This is a genomic window from Leptolyngbya sp. ST-U4, assembly GCF_039962215.1.
Classification (GTDB): domain Bacteria; phylum Cyanobacteriota; class Cyanobacteriia; order Elainellales; family Elainellaceae; genus Leptolyngbya_A.
In genome coordinates this window covers 1,122,362-1,140,556 of sequence record NZ_JAMPKZ010000001.1, presented here as the reverse complement: position 1 = coordinate 1,140,556, position 18,195 = coordinate 1,122,362, and the positions used below count along the sequence as shown (strand labels likewise).

The 18,195-nt window shown below is 52.5% G+C and carries 17 protein-coding genes and 1 pseudogene; 10 read left to right on the top strand and 8 right to left on the bottom strand.

Annotated elements, in window-relative coordinates:
* The first annotated feature begins 78 nt into the window (after positions 1–78).
* The 4 genes from NDA02_RS04950 (at position 79) to NDA02_RS04935 (ending at position 3,483) form a co-directional block, all read left to right on the top strand.
* A complete protein-coding gene (locus tag NDA02_RS04950; protein WP_190790714.1) occupies positions 79–1,365 on the top strand; it encodes a glycoside hydrolase family 10 protein in 1,287 nt (428 codons plus the stop codon).
* Positions 1,366–1,516: 151 nt separating this feature from the next.
* Positions 1,517–1,786 (top strand): hypothetical protein, encoded by a 270-nt coding sequence (locus NDA02_RS04945; RefSeq protein ID WP_190790713.1) that lies wholly within the window; start codon positions 1,517–1,519, stop codon positions 1,784–1,786.
* Positions 1,787–1,790: 4 nt separating this feature from the next.
* Complete coding sequence (locus NDA02_RS04940; RefSeq protein ID WP_190790712.1) at positions 1,791–3,014, top strand: sulfite exporter TauE/SafE family protein; 1,224 nt, start codon at positions 1,791–1,793, stop codon at positions 3,012–3,014.
* Entirely contained in the window at positions 2,989–3,483 is a 495-nt protein-coding gene (locus tag NDA02_RS04935) for a hypothetical protein (RefSeq protein WP_190790711.1), read from the top strand. The genes NDA02_RS04940 and NDA02_RS04935 overlap by 26 nt, the downstream gene beginning before the upstream one ends.
* Before the next feature lie 183 nt (positions 3,484–3,666).
* Here the strand turns inward: NDA02_RS04935 and NDA02_RS04930 are convergent, their stop codons facing one another.
* Complete coding sequence (locus tag NDA02_RS04930) at positions 3,667–5,670, bottom strand: FAD-dependent oxidoreductase (protein WP_190790724.1); 2,004 nt, start codon at positions 5,668–5,670, stop codon at positions 3,667–3,669.
* Positions 5,671–5,977: 307 nt separating this feature from the next.
* On the opposite strand from NDA02_RS04930, the gene NDA02_RS04925 reads away from it, so the two are divergent.
* Positions 5,978–6,541 carry a DM13 domain-containing protein gene (locus tag NDA02_RS04925; RefSeq protein ID WP_242067191.1) on the top strand — a complete coding sequence of 188 codons (564 nt, stop codon included), beginning with the start codon at positions 5,978–5,980 and terminating at the stop codon, positions 6,539–6,541.
* Positions 6,542–6,600: 59 nt separating this feature from the next.
* Here the strand turns inward: NDA02_RS04925 and NDA02_RS04920 are convergent, their stop codons facing one another.
* From NDA02_RS04920 to NDA02_RS04905, 4 genes are all read right to left on the bottom strand, one after another.
* The gene (locus NDA02_RS04920) at positions 6,601–7,026 is read right to left on the bottom strand and encodes a biopolymer transporter ExbD (RefSeq protein WP_190790710.1); all 426 of its coding nucleotides are present in this window, start codon (positions 7,024–7,026) and stop codon (positions 6,601–6,603) included.
* 61 nt (positions 7,027–7,087) lie between these two features.
* Positions 7,088–7,495 carry a biopolymer transporter ExbD gene (locus NDA02_RS04915; protein ID WP_190790709.1) on the bottom strand — a complete coding sequence of 136 codons (408 nt, stop codon included), beginning with the start codon at positions 7,493–7,495 and terminating at the stop codon, positions 7,088–7,090.
* Between the two features lie 15 nt (positions 7,496–7,510).
* On the bottom strand, positions 7,511–8,212 hold the full coding sequence (locus tag NDA02_RS04910; protein ID WP_190790708.1) for a MotA/TolQ/ExbB proton channel family protein: 702 nt from the start codon (positions 8,210–8,212) through the stop codon (positions 7,511–7,513).
* Between the two features lie 164 nt (positions 8,213–8,376).
* Positions 8,377–9,654 (bottom strand): GTP cyclohydrolase II, encoded by a 1,278-nt coding sequence (locus tag NDA02_RS04905; protein WP_190790707.1) that lies wholly within the window; start codon positions 9,652–9,654, stop codon positions 8,377–8,379.
* Between the two features lie 214 nt (positions 9,655–9,868).
* Between NDA02_RS04905 and upp the strand changes: the two genes are divergently transcribed.
* Both upp and NDA02_RS04895 read left to right on the top strand, forming a co-directional pair.
* Complete coding sequence (gene upp / locus NDA02_RS04900) at positions 9,869–10,504, top strand: uracil phosphoribosyltransferase (RefSeq protein WP_190790722.1); 636 nt, start codon at positions 9,869–9,871, stop codon at positions 10,502–10,504.
* Positions 10,505–10,560: 56 nt separating this feature from the next.
* Positions 10,561–11,811: a URC4/urg3 family protein gene (locus NDA02_RS04895; protein WP_190790706.1), complete on the top strand. Its 1,251-nt coding sequence runs from the start codon at positions 10,561–10,563 to the stop codon at positions 11,809–11,811.
* On the opposite strand, the gene glyQ is transcribed toward NDA02_RS04895, so the two are convergent.
* The 3 genes from glyQ to NDA02_RS04880 all read right to left on the bottom strand — a co-directional run bounded on the left by glyQ (position 11,808) and on the right by NDA02_RS04880 (position 14,813).
* Positions 11,808–12,695, bottom strand: a complete 888-nt coding sequence (gene glyQ / locus NDA02_RS04890; protein WP_190790721.1) for a glycine--tRNA ligase subunit alpha — start codon at positions 12,693–12,695, stop codon at positions 11,808–11,810. The two genes, NDA02_RS04895 and glyQ, sit on opposite strands and share 4 nt — an antisense overlap.
* 247 nt (positions 12,696–12,942) lie before the next feature.
* The gene (locus tag NDA02_RS04885; protein WP_190790705.1) at positions 12,943–13,389 is read right to left on the bottom strand and encodes a hypothetical protein; all 447 of its coding nucleotides are present in this window, start codon (positions 13,387–13,389) and stop codon (positions 12,943–12,945) included.
* 11 nt (positions 13,390–13,400) lie between these two features.
* Positions 13,401–14,813 (bottom strand): ammonium transporter, encoded by a 1,413-nt coding sequence (locus NDA02_RS04880; RefSeq protein ID WP_190790704.1) that lies wholly within the window; start codon positions 14,811–14,813, stop codon positions 13,401–13,403.
* 875 nt (positions 14,814–15,688) lie between these two features.
* On the opposite strand from NDA02_RS04880, the gene NDA02_RS04875 reads away from it, so the two are divergent.
* The 3 genes and pseudogenes from NDA02_RS04875 to NDA02_RS04865 all read left to right on the top strand — a co-directional run bounded on the left by NDA02_RS04875 (position 15,689) and on the right by NDA02_RS04865 (position 18,190).
* On the top strand, positions 15,689–17,125 hold the full coding sequence (locus NDA02_RS04875) for an acyl-CoA dehydrogenase family protein (RefSeq protein WP_190790703.1): 1,437 nt from the start codon (positions 15,689–15,691) through the stop codon (positions 17,123–17,125).
* 114 nt (positions 17,126–17,239) lie between these two features.
* Positions 17,240–18,040 (top strand): MOSC domain-containing protein, encoded by an 801-nt coding sequence (locus NDA02_RS04870; RefSeq protein WP_190790702.1) that lies wholly within the window; start codon positions 17,240–17,242, stop codon positions 18,038–18,040.
* A pseudogene (locus NDA02_RS04865) lies at positions 18,040–18,190 on the top strand (hypothetical protein). Before NDA02_RS04870 ends, NDA02_RS04865 begins: the two are co-directional and overlap by 1 nt.
* Positions 18,191–18,195 lie beyond the last annotated feature (5 nt).

The following is an 18,195-nucleotide window of genomic DNA, read 5'->3' as shown; positions in this document are numbered from 1 at the left end:
GGCTAGTCAAGCTGACCAGCAGATAAATCTGTTGTAGATGTATCTGTGTATTTGACTCGCTCACTCCAGGTTCGACTGATGAAAGTACGTTTAATCCCTGACCACTGGCGACACCTGCTTGCCTTACAGTCAATCGCCCGGCAGTTTCCCAAAAGGGTAATCGCTTTACGGTATAAGGCATACGGCAACGGCGCGACCCGATCGAGGCTTCGGGTATTGCCTGCCCTGCTCTTTGTGGTGTCATTGGTGACCGTGCTGCTGGTGAGTACCGTTCCGGGGGCAACCGTTCAACCGCTTCGTTCAGAAATTCGTGGAGTTTGGCTCACGACCAACGATACGATCGTCCTTCGCGATCGAGCCAAAGTTCAAGATGCGATGGCGCAACTGCGGCGGTTAAACTTTAACACTGTCTATCCAGTTGTCTGGAATGCGGGTTATGCATTGTATCCCAGTGCGGTGGTCAGGCAGGCAGGCATTCAAAATTTTGTTTACCGGGGATTGCAGGGACAGGATATTCTTGCAGATTTGATTGCTCAGGGACACCAAAAAGGGTTACTGGTTGTTCCCTGGTTTGAGTTTGGCTTCATGGCTCCTCCCACCTCAGAGCTGGCATTACAGCATCCCGACTGGCTGACCCAGAAGCGAGATGGGGGTCAAACTTCGATCAGTGCGGCGGGTGAAGTGGTCTGGCTCAATCCGTTTCGTCCAGAGGTGCAGCAGTTCATTACCAGTCTGGTGCTGGAAATTATTACCCAATATGATGCCGATGGCATTCAGTTTGATGACCACATGAGCTTGCCTGCTGAGTTTGGGTATGACGATTACACGATCGCCCTCTACACTCAGGAAACAAAGAAGGCTCCTCCAAGTAATCCTCAAGATGCGGCATGGGTTCGCTGGCGAGCAGATAAGATTACGGCATTCATGACCAGACTGCACAAAGCCGTGAAAGAGCGGAACCCTCAGGCAGTGTTTTCGGTTTCTCCGAATTATTATGATTTTGCTTATCGGCTCCACTTACAGGATTGGCTCGCGTGGGTGCGGCAAAATTTGGTGGATGAACTGATTGTGCAGGTGTATCGATCGGACTTACAAAGTTTTCTGGAGCAAATTAACCGTTCCGAAATCCAGGAAACCCAGCGAAAAGTTCCTACAGGAATTGGCATTTTAACTGGGCTGAGGAATAATCCAGTCTCGATGCAGCGAATCCAGGCGCAGGTGCGGGCATCGCAGAGCCGCGGCTTGGGCGTATCGTTTTTCTATTACGAAAGCCTGTGGAATTACGCCTCAGAGCCAATCGCCGATCGACAGTCTGGGTTTCAAGCCCTCTTTCCATATCCGGCACTCCGCTCTGCGATTGAGTAAACTCTTGTTGCTTTCGCTGCTACCCAAAAATCTGCAATTCGGTTTCGCCCTTGTGCAAAGTCCCCGATAAGTTTTACAGCCTGTCTTTTGACAATCGGGTTTACGCTCCACGAGGATAGGGGAGTGCAACTTTTGGGCGAGAGGTCGATTGGTGAAGCGTGATTTCGCGTTGACGGCATTTTCTCTAATGTTCCTGCTCTGGTTTGTAATCAATCTGGCTCCTGGCCCTGCTCAGGCGTTGCTTAGTCGGGGGTTGCTTAGTCAGGGCATGATTCATCACGATTTGGGTGGGACGATCGCCGCCATCCAGGATGTTCAGCGGGCTGCCGACTGTTTTTGTCATCAGGGCATGATGCTGACGTATCAGAAAACCCCGGAATTGCTGGATCAGATTTGCGTTGTTGGGATGGCAGTGGGTTAAATCCATGCTCGATTTACTTTTGCTTGCCAGCCTTGGATTTCTCGGCAGTTTCGGACACTGTGCTGGGATGTGTGGTCCGATCGCGGCAGCGTTTTCCCTTTCAGATACAGCTCGAACCTCGCGGGGAGCAAAGCTGCGCTATCACCTGCTGCTCAACCTGGGACGCATTCTCAGCTATGCCCTGGTTGGCGGGGCGATCGGCGCATTGGGGTCGGTCTTGATTGCGGGCGGACAGATGGCTGGTGTAGGCAGTCTGCTGCGGCGTGGCATGGCGTTGCTGACTGGAAGTTTACTGATCTGGTTTGGCTTGGGTCAGGTAGCTCCGGGACTGCTGCCCAAACTGCCGTTTCTGCATCCTTTGCTTCAGGGAAAATGGCACGATCGCCTCAGCCAGAGCATGGTGAAGCTGTCGTTTGGCTCGCACTGGGGTACACCGTTTTTGCTGGGCAGCGTGTGGGGGCTGATTCCCTGCGGGTTTTTGTATGCAGCGCAAATCAAAGCAGCGGAAACCGGCAACCTCTGGTACGGCATGGCAAGTCTGTTGGCATTTGGAGTGGGGACAATGCCGATGATGGTGGGTGTGGGGGTGTCGATCGGATCAATCAGTGCCAATCGCCGCAGTCAGCTATTTCGGTTGGGTGGCTGGATTACGCTGCTGATTGGTATTCTCACCCTGATGCGAACAGGTGATATCATGACCGACTACACCGGGTATGGCGCGATCGTCTGTTTGATGCTGGCGTTGGCGGCGCGTCCGCTCGCTCGGCTCTGGGGAACGCTGTTGCGCTATCGGCGTGTCTTGGGCGTGAGTGCATTTCTGCTGGCGTTGGCGCATAGCCTGCACATGATCGAGCATTCCTGGCAGTGGAATTTTGACGCGCTGTTTTTTATGCCCGTTCCGTATCAAATTGGCATTGTCCTGGGCGGGATTGCGCTGCTGCTGATGTTACCTGCTGCCATAACCAGCTTCGATCGTGCCCAGCAAAAACTGGGGAAACTGTGGCGATCGATTCATCTGCTGTCGATTCCGGCGTTGATTCTGGTAGCCGTTCATACGATTACCGTCGGCTCTGAGTTTCTGGGTGCAATGCAGCCAACCGCCTGGAACTGGGGCTGGACGATTGGACTGGGAGCCACGGTGGCGCTCGTGCTGCTGCTGCGCTGCTCCTGGCTGTGGTCTATTTTTGCGTTAGAGAAGTTTTATGTTCCACCCGATCCAACCAAATAGTTTTTCCTTAAACCGTTCCTCAAAGCGGGTCTTCGCGATTCTGGGACTGGCATTGACGGTTACTCCTGCTTTGTATGGCGCGATCGGCTTTCAGCCCGTGACGGCTCATCAAGTCGAAACCTCCGGAAACGTAGGCGCGACGATTCACATTGAACCGAACGATCGCCCTCGTGCAGGTACGCCCAGCCTGGTCTGGTTTGCCTTAGTCAAACGCGGCGGACAGGCAATCCCGCTTTCGGACTGCAACTGTGCCCTGTCGATTTACACGCAGCCCCAACAATCAGGCGATCGACCAATTCAGCAGCCTGCTCTACGGGCGACCTCTGCCGCCGGGCGAGACAATCTTCCCAGCGCAACCGTGACCTTTCCCCGTGCTGGAACCTATGAGGTGGTGCTGCGCGGTAGTCCGAAGACGCCTGGCACGTTTAATCCGTTTCAGTTGAGCTATACGGTGACGATCGCCCAATAATCGCCCAATAATTCCTGAAATTTTTGGCGTGGCTGAATCGAAATATGAAGAACCCAAGTGAGCTCCTGCATCGCCCCCTAAATCCCCCAATGCTGGGGACTTGAGGAGTAGTTCCCCCCAAAGTTGGGGGGCTAGGGGGGCGAATCATACTCAAATTCAGCAACGCCAAATTTTTGACCCCATTTACCAGACGCGCCACTCGTCCCAATCCAAATTAAAGATCGAGGTATCTGGAAAGGCGATCGGGTTTTGGCGTGCCCGCAGGCGGGTTTGCAGTTCCGCAAGCTGGGGTTCGGGCAGGGGCAGATTGTCTACCAGCTCGTAAGGAAAGAGATTTTTTTCCAGGGCATAAGCGGCAGTTTCTCCGGCGGCGGCTCCGGCAGACCACTCAAAGGAATGGACGCGATAGGCAGCGGCAGCAATAAAGCTGGTGGCAATGCTCTTGCCTGTGACGATCAGGTTATCGATTTTCTGCGGAATCATTGCTCGCAGCGGAATTTGTGCCGGATAAGCTGAACCGTGTGCCCGCCGCATTCCTTCGCGTTCGGTGTTGCCGGGGGTTTCGGGCGGCGAAAGCGTCATGCAGGGGTGAAAGTCGATCGCATACTGAGCGATGCCCACCGCATCAGGATAAATGGTCGATCGCGTCCGGCGTGGAATCTGGTTCGCAGGAGTATCTTCCACGATCGCGTTGGTGGCTCCCAGGCCTGCCAGGGCAATCCGCAACTGTCGATACATCGCGTCCGGTAGGGTTTGCTGATAGTAGGAATCGTTGTAGTCTACCTGAGAGATATCAATTTCTGAAATCATAAAGCCGTTTTCGTCTCCGTAGGACGGACGACCCACAATCCGGCGCGACTCGCGGATATAGGGATATTTCGACAGTCCGTGCGCTGTTCCCATCGGAGCATCGAAGCCCTTCAGGTAGCGGTGATTGGGTGCGGGCTGCTTCTTGCCATTCCCCAACTGAGAATCTGTTGTGCCCTCGACCAACCAGTAATAGTAACCGAGCGCATTCTCCTCGCCCTTTCGCAGCGTGTCCGATCGCAGTCCGCCCATCCAGCCACCGGGTTGAAGCTGTCCGGTTTGCTGAAGCTGATCGCGGCTCAAAATCAAATTATCCGCAGCCGTTCCCGGACGGTAATCGTTGCCCCACGTCCAGTTCTGCATGGAAATATCGCCCGGTTTTGGATTTGATACACCGTTGCGACCTTTTTCCCTACGTGGTTTCGGGCTGAGAATGCGCCGATAGGTAAACACATAATCAAAGTTGGCGTTATCTCGCTCGTAGCTGTAATAAGGGGCATACTGCGGATAAAACGATGGCATCTCCTGGGGCTGCGGATTCTCAGTTTGCTCCATTGCAAAGGTATAGGTAAAGCCTTGGGTGCAGTACGGATCGCTTGTTTCACTGGGTGAGGAAGGATTGCGGTACGATCGCGGATCAATTCCCAGTCGGTAAGGCACATCTGCCAGAGCCACCAGTTCTCCGGTTTCCGTCGCGTCGATCACAAACCAGCGATTTTGATTTGCCAAAGGCACAAAGGAAATCACTGTTTTCTGAAACCGATCGGAATCCTCGTAGCGATAGGCATCCTCGATTGTCTGCGAAAGGGTTGCAGTATTGAGCGGCGGCTGACCGGGGGCAGGACGGTGTTGGAGGGCGATCGCCTGCTCGATCTGCTTGCCATTTGCACTCAGCTTCAAATCCTTTACCACGGTGGCAGGAAACCATTTCAGCTCTCCTTTGCCCTGCCGCTCGGCCTCCTTCAGCATCGACTGCAAAATTTCTGCCGCGTCTTCGGGCAAAAAACAGGATTCGCTCACCCAGCAGTCCCCCGGATTGAGCGTGCCGTATTTTTGCTCGATGCGCTGCCGTAGTTCCAGATAGCCGCGTGGATAGAACAAGAGCGATCGCTGTCGCTGTGCCTCATCCAGGGCAGAAGTGCCTTGAGCAGTGAGCTGTCCGCCCAGCCAGTCGGTAATTTCAGTCAGACATACGGTTTTGCCGTCTGATAAAGCTTCATAGGCAGCCGCAGTTCCGGCTAGTCCGCCGCCCACAATCAAAATTTCACAGTTTACGGTTTGGTCGGGCGTGGAAAGGCTGGGCTGAGCTTGCGCGAGAGCCAATGACACTAGGCTGGGATGGGAGACGATCGCCAGAAGCGTACCGAAAAAGGCAACCATCCGAACTTTAAGCCGGGAAAATTTGAGTCGAAACAAGGTTGGTCGAGAAAAGCGCATTATGAATACCGTATCTCGCTCTGTTGATCGAATGGACTCTCCTCGGATAGGTTCCCTGAAGGGCTGTCCTAAACGAGGTTTGACCCTGGGGGCGAATGTAGCACATCGGATCAAAATATTCTCTGAGAGCGTTTACGGAGTATAGGTGGTGCTGACTGTAGACCCTTTTGACAGACCCTTTTGGCTGCTACCGATCGTTTGTGCAGTTACGTTAATTAATTCCTTGTTGAGAACAAAAGCAGGAAGCAATATGAAATCTCGTCGCTTTGTCCTGGCTGCTGGCTCAAGTTTTATGGCAGTTTTGGCTACAGGCTGTGCCAGCAAATCAGTTTCTCAAAAATCTGCTCCTGCCCCGACCTCAGAGCGCCTGAATCAAAACGGTTCTCCTGGCGGGGAGGCAGCTTCTTCTCCAGCAAATCCTCCTAGCCCAACCCCTGAGGCAAGCGAGGAATTAATCCTGAGTTCTGGCAGTTTTGTTGCTGGCGAACATCCTACCCAGGGCACTGTTCGCATTACAAACCAGAGCGGCAAACGAGTTCTAGAGCTGGATCAAGCGTTTAAAACTTCAACTTTTGGACCCGATTTATTCGTTGTTTTGCATCGATCGCCCGATGTGATTGGTTCTACCGTTCCGCCTGCTTTTCCAATTAATGAAGGGGATTACGTTCTGTTGGCTCCGCTCAAAAGCTATAGCGGCGCGCAAAGCTATGACATTCCCGATAACGTAAAGCTTGATGAGTTTAAATCTGCGGCGATTTGGTGTCGTCTATTCAACGCGACATTTGGAGCAGCAACGCTAAAACCATCTGTTTAATTTGTTCGATGAATTGGTCTGGATTGGTCTGAATTGGGGATTCATTTGTGCGAATTGGGCTAATTTGGCCTCCGCTCGATCGCCAAAGAAACACGATCGCCGCCAATTCCTTGCATTGTTTTGAGCAGTTGAGCAACTGCATTGTACGTTAGTTCGCGATCGGCTTTCAGCAGCACTACTCCGTTTGGGTTTTCAGAGAGAAACTGCTGCATTTGTTGAGCAAGCTGATCGGAACTCACAGGTTGATTATTGATAATTGTTTGGCGATCGGCGTTCAGTCCAACCACCAGGGTCTTTAGCTTGGCAGATTCTCCGTCTGCCCCGGCTCCGCTCGTTCGCGGTAGATTTAGATTGAGAATTTGCTGTCCGGTCAGCGTCATCGACACGATGATAAAGAACGTCAGCACGGTCATCAGCACGTCCATCATCGGCACAAGGTTAACTTCTGGAAGTGGTGCCCCCGATCGTTTGTTTTTAAACCGCATCGTTTTGCCTGGAGTTTTTGCCTGAAGTTTTTGCCTGGAGTTTTGCCTGGGTAAGATTCTGCTACTCGATCGCCAGCGACACGCGATCGCCGCCTACATCCTTCATTTCGCCCAGTATTTGAATCACCTGCTCGTACGACAACTTCTGATCTGCCTGGAGCACGATCGCGCCTTTGGGCGTTTTCTCTAGATAGGCTTGGATGTTGGGCAGTAGCTCTGCTTTGGCGATCGGCTGATTGTTTAACAAAAGCTGATTCTCGGCTTGCATCTGGACGATGAGCGGTTCGGGCTGGGGTTCCGCAGGCGTGGCGGGCTGATTGGATGGAAGCTGAACCTGTACGCCCTGCTGGGTGGCTAACGTCATCGACACGATGATAAAGAATGTCAGCACGGTCATCAGCACATCCAGCATCGGCACAAGATTAACTTCTGGAAGCGAGCCGCTGCGGTGCTTTCGTTTAAATCGCATATCTGCTTAGTTCGATCATCTTCCGTCGTTGGGCAAAGCAGGAGCCGAGTGAGCCGCAGGCAGCAAATACGGAGCGTTTGCCTGGGAAGGCTCGTACCAGATCTGCCGATAAATGAGTTCCAGTTCGGTTCCCACTTCGGTGAAATAATCGACCTGATGCGTCTGGAAACTGGCCATCACTCGGTAGATCAGCAGCGCAATAATGGCGACAATCATCCCGGCTGCGGTCGTGATCAGTGCCTCGCCAATTCCACCTGCGGCTTTGGTTGCCTGTTCTGTCCCGCCTCCGCCACCAATATTCAGGTTATCAAAGGTAACGATCAGACCCGTCACGGTTCCCAGTAGCCCCAGCAAAGGCGCAACTGCCACCGTCGTTTCCAGCAGTTTGTCTCCTTTTCGCATCTGGGCAAATTCTTTCTCGCCTGCCGCTTCCATTGCCAGCCGGAAGGTTTCGGGGGTGGGTTGCTTTAGCCGCAGCGGAGCAAGCAGAAATCGACCGATCGGCAAATTCTGTGTTCTTTCAGCAATCCCTCGCGCATCATCCAGGCTAGATTTTGCGGCTGTCAGCACGTCATGCACTACCCGGTCTTCTTTGCTTTGAAGCTGATACCAAAACAAAGCCCGCTCCAGTGCGCAGGCGATCGTCGCCACTGAAAATCCCATCAATGGGATCATCACCGGACCGCCTTTTACCATCAGATCAAAAAAAGTAGCCATAGAGAAAAGCCAAAGGAACAAATCAATCGACGGTCAAAAGCAACTCCCAGATTAGGCATGAGAATCCCTAACGCTAGGATAACAGAGTCCCTGGCTGGAATTCGCTCTGCAAGCCGCGTTTAACTGCCAGGCCATCCGCGCCCGATAAAGATTTTGAGTTCCAATTAATACGATCGCCCCTTAATCTCCGCCAGTTCTTCTTCAGTCAGCACTTCATCCTTTGCAAAGTAGCCAGATGCTTTCTTTGCCTCGATTTCGACCTGGGCATCGGCGGGAATCAGTTCGGGCGGAATCGGGACGCGTTCCACGACCTCAATGCCGGAATGGGTAATGGCGTTGTATTTCATGTTGCTCATCGAGACGAGGCGATCGATCCGCGTAACGCCCAGCCAGTGCAGCACATCGGGCATTAATTCCTGGAAGCGCATATCCTGCACTCCGGCGACACACTCGGTTCGCATAAAGTAGGCATCTGCTCGATCGCCGCCTTCCTGACGTTTGCGGGCGTTGTACACTAGAAATTTCGTTACCTCGCCCAGTGCCCGCCCTTCTTTGCGGCAATAAACGATCACGCCTGCGCCGCCTTCCTGTGCTGTTTGAATGCAAACTTCGATGCCGTGAACCAGATAAGGACGACAGGTGCAAATATCCGAGCCGAACACATCCGAGCCGTTGCACTCGTCATGCACCCGCACCGCGAGAGGACAATCGGGATTGGTCACTGCTGTCGGATCACCAATGATATACACGGTCGTTCCGCCGATCGGCGGCAGAAAAACGTGCAGATCAGGACGGGTAACAAGTTCAGGAAACATTCCGCCCGTTTGCTGAAACAGCACTCGCCGCAGATCCCATTCGTCGATGTTTAGCCGCTTCGCAATGCCCGGCAGATACCACACGGGATCGAGCGCCGCTTTTGTCACCAGCAGGCTGGCATCGGCTTTGAGGATCTGACCGTCTGCCTGCAACCGTCCCTGAGCCATTTCTTCTTTGAGTTCAGGAATGTTGATATGTGCCTTGGTGATGGCGATCGTCGGCAGAATATCGTATTCATCAGAGCCAAAATTGCCAAATGCTTCTCCGGCAAGTGCCCCAAACGGATCGATCGACACAATTTTGTCAGGATTGCTCCAGCTTGGAAACGGGCCAATCTCCATTGTGGGAGCCGTATTGGTTAAGTCTGCTTTGTGCATCGGGTCAAGCACGCCACTTGCGACCGCCAGGGCACGATAAACACCATAAGAGCCTGCGTGGGAACCAATCACGTTGCGATATTTCTGGCTTCTAATTGAGCCAATGATGGGACCGCGTTCTTGAGGGGTTGCTGCTCCCCAGCGAATCGGGGCGACAGAGGTATTCTGAGCCTGATGCGAAGTCAGAATAATATGCTTGGATTTGCGAGATGACGGATTAGAGTTGGGTTGGGTTGGGCGATCGGTCATGGCTGCGCGTAATACCCCCTAGAGAGATGTATCGTATTGTAGTATCCGAAACCGCTCGATTTCTATCCGTTCAAAGACTCCAAATCTTTTCAAAAACTTTGCTTTCAGGAATTTTGGCAAGAATTGGCAAGAAAAAGAGCAGGGTTGAGTTGCCTGGTAAATAAACGCGATGAGTTCTAACGCGATGAGTGCAGACGCGATGAGTGCAAACGCGATGAGTGCAAACGTGACTGTGATTAGCCATCCGCTGGTGCAGCATAAGTTGAGCCTGATGCGCCGAGCCGATACCCACACTCAAGATTTCCGTCGCTTGCTGAAGGAAATTGCAATGCTGCTTGCCTACGAAGTGACGCGAGATCTCCCTCTGAAAAAAGAGGAAATCCAAACCCCACTGGCAACCATGCAGGCCCCGATGCTGGCAGCAGACAAAAAAATGGTGCTAGTTTCGATTATGCGGGCAGGTCAGGGCTTGCTCGACGGCATGATCGAGCTGATTCCTACCGCAAAAGTGGGACATATTGGACTTTATCGCCAACCCTCAACGCTGATGGTCGTCGAGTACTACCTGAAGCTGCCGCCCGATGTTGAACAGCGCGATATGCTCGTGGTCGATCCGATGCTGGCAACCGGAAACTCTGCCGTTGCTGCTGTCGATCGCCTCAAAGAAGCCAACCCCGCCTCGATCAAGTTTGTTTGTTTGCTGGCAGCCCCGGAAGGCCTTCAACATTTCCACGAACAGCACCCTGACGTACCGGTCTTTACCGCCTCGATCGATGAACGCTTAGATGAACACGGGTACATTATTCCAGGTCTGGGCGATGCAGGTGATCGGCTCTACGGCACAAAATAATCCTCGAACTCGTTGCACCCGAACCCCCACCCCCTAAGGCTGAAGGAAAAGGCTTGATGATCGGACTAGAGCAACTTCCCCCCACCGAACAAACCGTCATTCAATATTTACGATCGACTCAGGCAATCCGCGATCGATGCGGTACTCTATTCAATCTGGCAACTCAAGACCAGCTCGACCATTTTCGCTGCGATTTGACTCAGCTCGATTCTGCCGCAGACTATGTGATTCGAGTGATGCAAGCCAACTATCCCGACCTTAATGTGCCGTTCCACAGTCGCTGGCGACATTTTGAAGCAGGGGGCGTTGCGCGATCGGCAATTCTCGATCGTCTGCTGACCGATGCAACTCCTCTGGAACGCGCAAAAGCAAAGTTTGATCTGGCAATTACCAGCGTTTTGCTTGATGCCGGCGCAGGAGCCGACTGGCGCTATCGCGAAGCAGAAACCGGTCAGGATTTTCAGCGATCGGAAGGGCTAGCAGTCGCCAGCTTTCACTTATTCACATCGGGTGGCTTTTCCAGCGATCCTGCCCATCCACTTCAGGCAGATGCGATCGGTCTGCAAAATTTGAGCGAATCCCAATTTGCGGCAGGATTTCAAATCAGCGCAGATAACCCGCTCGTCGGGGTTGAGGGACGGCTTGCCCTCATGCACCAGCTCGGCAATGCTCTTCACCAGGCTCCGAGTTTATTTGGCACAGAAACGCCGCGCCCTGGCAATCTGGTCGATTATTTGCTTCAGACCTCCCAGCCCCCACTTTCGGCTCATCGCGTCTTTGAGGCAGTCTTAGCGGGCTTCAGCGAAATCTGGGCTGGCAGACAAACGATCGCAGGCGTTAATCTGGGCGATGTCTGGATTCACCCCGCCTTGCCTGATCGGGGAATTGGCTCTCAGCTCGTTCCTTTTCATAAGCTTTCCCAGTGGCTCACCTATTCGCTGCTGGAACCCTTGCAAGAGCTGGGCATTCTCATCACCGACCTCGACCAGCTCACCGGACTTCCCGAATATCGCAACGGGGGACTATGCCTTGATTGTGGCTTGCTTCAGCCCAAGCACGAAACGATCTTCAAAACCGCCTATTCCCCAGACTCGGAAGTCATTGTCGAATGGCGTGCCCTCACCGTCATCCTGCTTGATCGCATTGCCGATCGCATTCGCACAACGCTCAACCTTGATCAGCAAAGCCTCCCCCTGGCAAAAGTCTTGGAAGGTGGAACCTGGGCAGCCGGACGACAAATTGCCAAAGAAAAACGATCGGGCGGCATTCCCCCGATTCAAATCGTCAGCGACGGCACGGTTTTTTAAGCGGCTTGCGCTAGCTCACCCTTTAGCAGCGGAAAGCCCATTTCCTCGCGCTGCTTCAAATAAAGCTGTGCCACCTGTCTTGCTAAATTCCGAATCCGCAGAATGTACCGCGTCCGCTCCGTGACCGAGATAACGCCCCGCGCATCCAGTAGATTAAACGTGTGTGAACACTTCAGCACATGGTCAAATGCTGGTGCAACCAGTTCAAGCTTCATCAGCCGCTCTGCTTCCTTCTCGTACAGCCCAAACAGGGTGAACAGCAGCTCCGGGTCAGATGCCTCAAAGTTATAGCCGGAATTTTCGATCTCACTCTGCAAATGCACGTCTCCGTAGGTGAGGCGATCGTTCCACTGAATCTCAAAAATCGAATCGACTCCCTGCAAATACATCGTGAGCCGCTCCAGCCCGTAGGTGATTTCAACCGAAACCGGACGACAATCAATTCCGCCACACTGCTGGAAATAAGTAAACTGCGTCACCTCCATTCCGTCCAGCCAGACTTCCCAGCCTACCCCCCAGGCTCCAACGGCTGCGTCTTCCCAGTTGTCTTCGACAAAGCGAATATCGTGGTCTTCAGGCTGAATGCCCAATGCGCGCAGCGAATCCAGATAAACTTCCAGAATATTATCCGGCGATGGCTTGATTAAAACCTGGTACTGGTAATAGTGCTGCACCCGATTCGGGTTTTCTCCATACCGTCCATCTGCCGGACGGCGACAGGGTTCTACATACGCCACTGACCACGGTTCTGGACCAATCGCCCTCAAAAACGTGTGTGGACTCTTCGTGCCTGCTCCTTTTTCGGTGTCGTAAGGCTGAACGATTAAGCAGCCTCGATCGCTCCAAAACTGATGCAGCGTTGCAATCACTGACTGAAAATTCACGGCAGTCTCTTCCCCCAAACTCGCTTCAACCGAATTCATTGTGCCTCAAATCCGGCACGGGATGCTGCCCTCGCCACTGATATCGCTAGATGAATGACTGGATGAATGAACGGACAAATGAAACAAAGCTCGTCTTGCCTGCCCAAGTTTTGCCTGCCCAAGTTTTGCCTGCCCAAGTTTTGTCTATCGAAAAAAAGGAGGCAATGCCTCCTCGATCTATACCCAGCTGAAAGTCTGAAACTTGAATTTATCGGATCGATCGCCCTCTCGATCCAGCACGGGTCGATTGCTTGGCAGTTCCCTGAAGGGACGATCGCTTCACTTTGCGACGAGTTTTGCGTCCCAGCGATGTGCTGCCGATGCCCATCAGACCGAGCGCAACAAAAGGTTGCCAGGAGGGGCGATTAGAACGGGCTTCGTAGCGAGTAGAGCGCGTGGAATCCGGCTGTTTTTGTGGCTGCGACAGCGTGCTGAACAGCGACATTCCTCCGGCAAGCAGCAAAGCCCCAAGCGTTTTGGCAGTTTGAGAAGGAGATTGCTCCTGTTTCAAGCCAAACGACGCATAAAAGAAATAAACGCTAATCGCGAGAGAGACGAGCAGAAAAAAGCCGATTGCAGCGGAGCTATTAGCAAAGGTATAAATTGGTCCTTTTGCCTCGGAGAATTCCTGAAACGTGGAAAATGGACTGGTCATGGATTGCCTCCCTATTCCGGTGCAAGTTCAGTAGAGCTGTGTGGAGTTGGCACAGTTGCGCCATCGTTGCGGCTGAAGTGCGACACAAAGGTCGTAGTGGCATATTCGGGATAGCCCTCAACGCCCAGATCCGCAATATCCAAGCCCTTGATTTCCTCTTCGGGCGGAACGCGTAACAGGTTAAATTTCTTCAGCACCCAGCTTGAAACATAGCCCGGGATAAAGCCCAGCAGAATGACGCAGACCAGCGCACCGACAAGCTGACCGACCAGATTGATCGAAGGAATGCCGTCGCCCTGGGGGTAGCCTGCTGCTGCAATACCGACCACCACTGAGCCAAAGAGTCCAGAGAAGCCGTGAACGCCCACTGCCCCCACTGCATCGTCAATCCCTGCTTTCTCGATCGCCACAATCACCTTGGGCATGATGAAAGCCGCGATAAACGCCAGCACAATCACGACCGAGGGATGGTACAGATCCATGCCGCCACCCGTCGCAATAATGCCTGCCAGTCCGCCAGAGATGGTAAAGAACGGATCGCCCTTAGAAGACAGGTAAGCTCCCACTAGTCCGGCAGCGAGTGCCATTGTGGTATTTACTCCGATCGATGCCAGCGTCATCGGCGTACCGTAGATCGTCGTCTCTCCATCGTAGCCCGGCAAGAAAATCATGCAGGCAGCCAGAAACGCATAAAAGCCCACAAAGATCAGCATCAGCCCCACCATTGTTAGCGGCAGGTTGTGCGGCAGAATTGGACGCGGGTTGCCGTTCTCGTCATATTTGCCAATCCGGGGACCCAGATTCATCAGCACGCCCAGCGTGAAAAAGCCAGAGATGCCGTGGACGATCGCCGCGCAGCCAAAATCGTGATACCCCAGGCGGGTAAACATCCAGCCAAACGCACTCCAGCCCCAGGCAGCTCCAATCAGCCAGGTAAATGAACCAAGGATGATCGACAGAATCAGATATGCGCCGATTTTGACTCGCTCAATCAAAGCTCCCGAGAGAATCGAGGCGGTCGTCATAGCAAACAGTGCGAACGCAAAGAAGAACACGCCCGTAATGTGATCAGCAGTATTTGGACCTAGCGCAGGCGACCAGGGATAGGACGCATCCACATAGGTCATTGCGGTCTTGATCGTTTCGCTCTGTTCGGGGTTAGTCCACGGTCCCAAAATGCCACCCGTAAATGGGAAAAATGGAAACGCATTGTATACCCACCAGCCAAAGAAGAAAAAAGCGAGTCCGACACTGGCAAGCGTTAGCAGGTTTTTGACCATCGTTGCCAGCACGTTCTTTGTGCGCGATGCGCCGCCCTCGTAGGCAAGAAAGCCTGCGTGGATCAGCAACATGAACACCGAAGACCAGTAGTAAAAAGACTCTGAAGTGAATGTGCCGAGAAATTCTTGCGCTTCAGGAGACATGGTTGATGGAGGATAAACGACTATCGTTGCAAGACACCACAATTCGCACGGCGTAACCAGGGAATCCTGTCACTCTTTCTTGCTGTCACGCTCTTTAAGTGATAGGCACGATAAATCAGGCTGAACGAACAGCCCTCGATTCGCTAAACAAAAAACTCAGATGAAAGTGTTAATTACGCGATCGCAAAATCGCAAACTAGAAAAATCCGAACGCTGCAAGCCCAGACATTAAAAGCCCGAACATTAAAAGTTCAGACATTAAAAGTCCGAACGCGACAAGCTCAAACCCAAGCGTTTTGAATCAGCAAAATCTTGAGTTAAAGATGAACATACCGCAGGAACGATAAATCCTGAACCAAATGTTAAACCTAACTTGTTATAACAAATGGTATTCTAATTAACCATCTGGGAGATTAGAGCAGTTTATGCTACATGACTAAGCCCTTGTCCTGAATCCTTGAGTAACTTTGGCAATCTGTCAGGAATGAACTTCAGGCAATGACTTTTTGTAAGACGTGTGAGCGATCGCGTAGTACCCCTGAAAGCTTATAGATTGCAGCATCTGTGTTCCTTTATCCTGCCTGAACCGATCGTTCATCAAATTAATTCTCAAATCATCACTCCAATTATTCATTCTCTGTTCGATCGTCTTTCACGTCCTCGGCCGTCGCATTGTTCGAGTGGTTCAACGATGTTCAGCAGGATAATCTTCGATCAATAGTCGAATCGTTAATTGTTCTAAATAGTTGATTGTTCTGACCTGTTATGATTGCTCCGACTTCTCGCTCTTCGGTCGTGTATCGTTCAGAAGCCTTGCATTGGGGTAATTGACAGGATCAATCGTGCAGTCTGCGTTTGTTAAAAGGTGAAAAATTATGGTGAGAACAAAGGTTTGGCAGGGAGAACCCTTCTGGGGATTAGATTATGACTTTGACCCCCAATGGCTGCTCACACCTGCCCAGCAGGAGCTTCAGGCAAAGCTAATCGACTTGTGTGCTACCGTACTGCGTCCCAACGCCATCGATTCCGATCGCAATCTGGTTTACCCGCGCAAAAACTTTGAGGCATTGGCATCGCTCGGTTTATTGGGGCTATTTGTGCCGAAAGCGTGGGGCGGATTGGGCGAAAATCATGTCTGTGCGGCAATGATTGTAGAAACGATCGCCCGCTATGGCTGTCCCAGTACAGCAATGTGCTACACAATGCACCTGGGCGCAGTCGCCGCCGCTCTGTTTCGTGCCCATGAAAATTCCCAATTGCAGCAGTTGCTTCAACGCCTCGATCGCGATGTCTTGATTGGGACACTGTCCTACTCTGACCCAGAAACCGGATCGCACTTCTGGTATCCTGTTTCCTCGAAAGCAGAAGCGTCTGAAGCAGGCTGGAACGTCACCAAAAAAGCCTCCTGGACGACTTCGGCAGGCTTTGCTGACTGGTACATTGTCCAGACTACCAGCCCCGATTTTGACGGCAACTACGCGGATTTGTCCTGCTTTTTGATCTACGGCGATGAAGTCAAAGCAGAACCGCACAAATGGGATGCGCTGGGTTTGCGCGGCAACCAGTCGGGAACGCTGTTAGTCGATGGGGTCACGGTTCCGATCGATCGCCTGGTCGGACCCAAAGGAGACGGTACCGCTTCTAACGACGAAATTGTCGATCCGTTTTTCCTGCTCTGTTCGTCGGCTTGCTGGAACGGTATCGCCATGGGGGCGATCGATATTGCCAAGCGGCACGTCACTCGCAAAAAGCACGTTGATGTGGGAATGCGTGTCGCAGATTATCCAACGATTCAGGATTATTTTGGCGAAGCGATTATTGATACCAACACCTGTCGATCGTTTACCTTCACCATGGGCAAACTGATGGATGATCTGACGAACGGGTGCGACTGGTCAATCCACGCGGATCTGACGGCTTTGCCGCGATCGGCTTATCTGCCCTGGTACTGGCAAATCAAGTTTGCAGCAGCTAAAAATGTAGCCCACGTCTGCGACAAGATGCTGCACGCCTGCGGCGGTTCAGGGTTCAAGAAAGACATGGAAATCGAACGCTATCTGCGCGATGGTAAAGCGGGCTGGGTGATGGGTCCGACGAACGAAGTGCTGCGGCAATTTGTAGGCAAACTGGCTCTTTTAGGGTTCGATTCTCTGGACTACTGGAATCAAAACGTGAACGAGCGCGTGCTGCACAACGAAGTCAAAAAATTAGACGCAGCAGGCAAGCGCAAACTGGCAGAACAGCTTTTAGCCGAAGCGGATGCCGCCGAAGCGCAAGCTTTATCAAAGTCCTTTGCCGCGAGCATTGCCTGAGAATACATTCGGCTCAGTGTGAGCGATCGTCCAACCCCTGAAAAACCCGATCGCCCATACCGTTCTACGATCGCAATGAGATTTGATAAGGGGATTTAACAATGAGACTTAATAATGAACAATGAATCTGTGGTTGGGTCGATCGTCTCGATGTGGCGATATCCGGTTAAATCGATGCTGGGCGAGGAGTTAAACGCAACGGAAGTGATGGAGCGTGGCTTGATGGGCGATCGTGCCTATGCGCTGGTGGATGCAGAAACAGGAGCAATTATTAGCGCAAAGCTGCCGCGCAAGTGGGGCATATTATTTGACTGTCGCGCTGCTCTCAATTCGCCGGAACAGGTGAAAATTACGCTGCCGGATGGGTCGATCGTGATGGGCGATCGATCAGACATAAACGAAATTCTCTCTCAGGCATTTGGGCGCAAAGTCAGGCTAGAAACCGCCGCGCCAGCAGCCCCCAGCATTGAGATGTATACACCCGATATTGAAGACATTACAGATGCAGGCTGCGAAACGAATGCTGCTATTCGTCCAAATACGTTTTTTGATGCAGCAACCGTGCATTTGCTCACGACGGCAACACTCGATCAGTTTCAATCGATCACGCCGACTTCACGCTTTGAGCCGCGCCGCTTTCGCCCAAATTTTGTGGTTAAACCGCTCGAGGGCGCAACGGGATTTGTCGAAAATGACTGGGTGGGCAAAACGCTTGCGATCGGCGATGAAGTCCGGCTCAGCATTACCGAACCTTGCCCGCGCTGTGTAATGACCACGCTGCCGCAGGGCGAACTGTCCAACGATGTGAATGTGCTGAGAACAATCGTGAAACACAACAGCGGTCATGTAGGCATTTATGCCAGTGTCAGGCAGGGCGGTACGATTCGATGCGGCGATCGGGTGGCGATCGTCTAATGGCTCAATCGCTGTTTTATTTTCTGTTGGCAGGTCTGTGTGAGATTGGGGGCGGCTATCTTGTTTGGCTAGCCGGATCGCTTTGATTGGTTGGGAAGCTGGATTGCATTGCTTGGTGTAATGGTAATGATGTATGCGCCTCGAAACTAAAGATA